Here is a 2,694-nt window from a genome sequence, read left to right as displayed (position 1 = left end):
TCCCCGGGCGTCGGCTCGGGCAACCACGTCGAGGCGCCGGTGCACGTGCCGGTCAACATCTGCGGCAACAGCGTCGACGTCATCGGCGTCGGCAACACCGCCGTCGGCAACGACTGCGCGAACGACGGCTCCGGCGGTGGTCACACCACCCCGCCGGGAGGCGGCGACGGTACGACGCCGCCCGGGACGCCGGAAAACCCGGGCAACCCGGGCAATCCCGGTGACCCGGAGGAGCCCGGCACCCCGAGCACCCCGCCCACCCCGGGCGGCGAGACGCCGGGTGACGACGGCTTCACCGACGTCAACCGGCCCGGCGGCCAGTCCGTCGCGCAGCCCCGCGGCACCGGTGCGCTCGCCGAAACGGGCAGCGAACTGCCGATCGGCGCCGCCGTCTCACTGGGCGCGGGCGCGCTGCTGGGCGGAGCGGTCCTGTACCGCCGGGCGCGGGCGTCGGCGTAAGGGCGCAACCCGAAGTGGAGCGGGCCCCGCCACGGGGGTCCCCTCCACTTCGGCGCCTCAGCTCACCACGTGGCGCGCACCTGGCGGATGATCCGCCGCCGCAACCGCACCCTGCGACTGCCGTCGCGCAGCAGGCTCAGACGATGCAACTCCCAGTGTCCGTACTCGGCATGGTCCGTCAGCAAGCGTGTGGCGTCCTTGCGGGAGACCCCGCGCGGCACGTACACGTCGACAAATTCGTATTCCGGCATCGAATCTATTGTGCGGGCACAGGCCGGGTACGGATAGCGTCTGCACTATGTCTGATGCTGCGCAGCCCACCGCTGCTGAGGTACGCGCCGCCGCCGAGGCGATCAAGACCGCGCTCGACCGCCATCTGGCCGCGGTCGAACGCAGGTCGGGCGAGGACGACCCGGCCGTCTACGAGGCGTTCAACCAGCTGGCCGCGGCCGCAGAGGCGTACGACGAGCTGCTCTACGACCGCTACGACGAGGTCACACCCTTCGAGATCCCCGGTGCGGAGGAAACGTTGCCGCCGTACACGGGTCCCGAGGAACCGAACGCGCTCAGTGTGCTGATCCGCCGCGACTACGCGGTGGCGGAACCACAGCGACTGCTGGCGCAGGCCCAGCGGATCGAGGCGGCGGACGACGAGGGTACGGGCGCGGAGGCCGCCGGCACGGTCCATGGGGCGTTGGGCATCCTCTTCGGGGAGTTCGAACCGGACGAGATCGCCTCCCGCCACAAGGAGTTCGGGCTGGAGGAGGGCGACTCCACGCTGTGGGTCACGGCCGCGGAGGAACCGGCCGACCCCGGCGAGTGGCTGGAGGCACCCTTCGAGAGCATCGACCCGCAGCACGTCGTCTGCCGCTTCGACGTCAGCGCGGTCTTCGACGACGAGATCGACGATCTTGAGGACATCGAGGACCTCGAGGACGAGGAAGAGACCGACGACGATCTCGAGGACGAGCCGGAGCTGGACGGGGACGAGGACCTGGAACCTCTGGACGCGGACCGCTGAGCGCGCCCGGAGACAGCGAGAGCGGCGGCCCCGGGGTTTCCGCGGCCGCCGCTTCTCACTGCGCGACCTCGATCATGCGACAGCCGAGGTGGTGAGGAGCGCGGTCCGTGGGTGCGGCGCTCGTCAGCCGGCCGCCGGCAGCTGCACGACCGGGGCTGTCAGCGTCCGCCCGACCTCGACCACCGGTCCTCTGAAGCCGCACCCGCGGCCGCTTCAGTCGCCCGTCGGCACCTGTGCGGTCAGGAGCAGGGGCAGGCGGGTTGTGCGGGGCTTTGCCGGGGTTTCTGCGACGGCGCGCGACAGGGCCTGCTCCACACCGTGCACCACCGACAGATGGCGCTCCGCCCGCCCGAACGCCGTGTACACCCACGGGCGGCTGAGGGCCTGCGCGGCATCCCCGGGGAGCACCACGACCACGGCGGGCCACCGGCCGCCCACCGCCTGGTGCGCCGTCAGCGCCCACCCGTGCCGGACGGACTGCTCCACCCGCTCCTTCGGTACGACGACGCTCTCGCCGGAGCACGACAGATGCAGCCCCGCGGCGTCGGCCCCGACCACCTGGCCGGGCACCGTACGTCCCGGCGCGGGGGAGTAGGCGATCCGGTCCCCGGGGTCGAAGCCGCCGAACCGGCCGGGACCGGGATTGAGCCGTTCCTTCAGCGCGGCGTTCAGCGCACGCGTCCCGGCCGCGCCGCCATGCCCCGGCGTGATGACCACCGTCTGCTCGGCGGGCACGCCGATCGCCCGCGGCACCGAGTCCGCGACGAGCTGCACGGTCCGGTGCACGGCCTCGCCCGCGTCCCGCACCGGCACGATCACGACCTCCTTGCCCGGCGCGTCGACCTGGAGCAGCTCGCCCACGCCGATGCCGGAGACCAACTCGCCCAGCGGACCGGGGTCCGGCCGCCGCGAGGCGACCTGGGGGCACCTGCGCACCGCCAGCAGATCCGCGAACACCCGCCCGGGCCCCACGGACCACAGCACCGCCGGATCACCGGACAGCACCAGCCGGGCACCGTCCGGCAGCGACTCGGTGAGCAGGGCCGCGGCCTCCACATCGAGCTGGGGCGCGTCGAGCACGACAAGGAGATCGAGGTCCAGCGCCCCGTCCGGGTCCCGCCCCGGCCCCTCGGCACCGGACAGCAGCCCGGCGACGGTGGCGACCCCGGACTCGTCCCGCACCAGCGCCGCGAACCGCCCCCGGCCGATGGGAC

The 2,694-nt window shown here is 73.3% G+C and carries 4 protein-coding genes; 2 read left to right on the top strand and 2 right to left on the bottom strand.

The window, feature by feature from the left end; genetic code table 11:
- Positions 1–459 (top strand): chaplin (locus ACTWQJ_RS49990; protein WP_443312982.1); only part of this gene is annotated, 459 nt, incomplete at its 5' end.
- A gap of 62 nt (positions 460–521) precedes the next feature.
- Here the strand turns inward: ACTWQJ_RS49990 and ACTWQJ_RS49985 are convergent.
- Positions 522–710, bottom strand: coding sequence for a DUF5703 family protein (locus ACTWQJ_RS49985; RefSeq protein WP_043499282.1), 189 nt, complete (start codon positions 708–710; stop codon positions 522–524).
- A 47-nt stretch (positions 711–757) separates the two neighbouring features.
- Between ACTWQJ_RS49985 and ACTWQJ_RS49980 the strand changes: the two genes are divergently transcribed.
- Positions 758–1,480, top strand: coding sequence for a hypothetical protein (locus ACTWQJ_RS49980; protein WP_443312981.1), 723 nt, complete (start codon positions 758–760; stop codon positions 1,478–1,480).
- Between the two features lie 213 nt (positions 1,481–1,693).
- Here ACTWQJ_RS49980 and ACTWQJ_RS49975 read toward each other — a convergent pair.
- On the bottom strand, positions 1,694–2,694 hold a 1,001-nt coding region (locus tag ACTWQJ_RS49975; protein ID WP_443312980.1), incomplete at its 5' end, for an ATP-binding domain-containing protein.

The sequence above is a fragment of the Streptomyces sp. KR55 genome, assembly GCF_052245645.1.
GTDB classification, from domain to species: Bacteria; Actinomycetota; Actinomycetes; order Streptomycetales; family Streptomycetaceae; genus Streptomyces; species Streptomyces flavusporus.
This window is presented reverse-complemented; position numbering and strand designations above follow the sequence as displayed.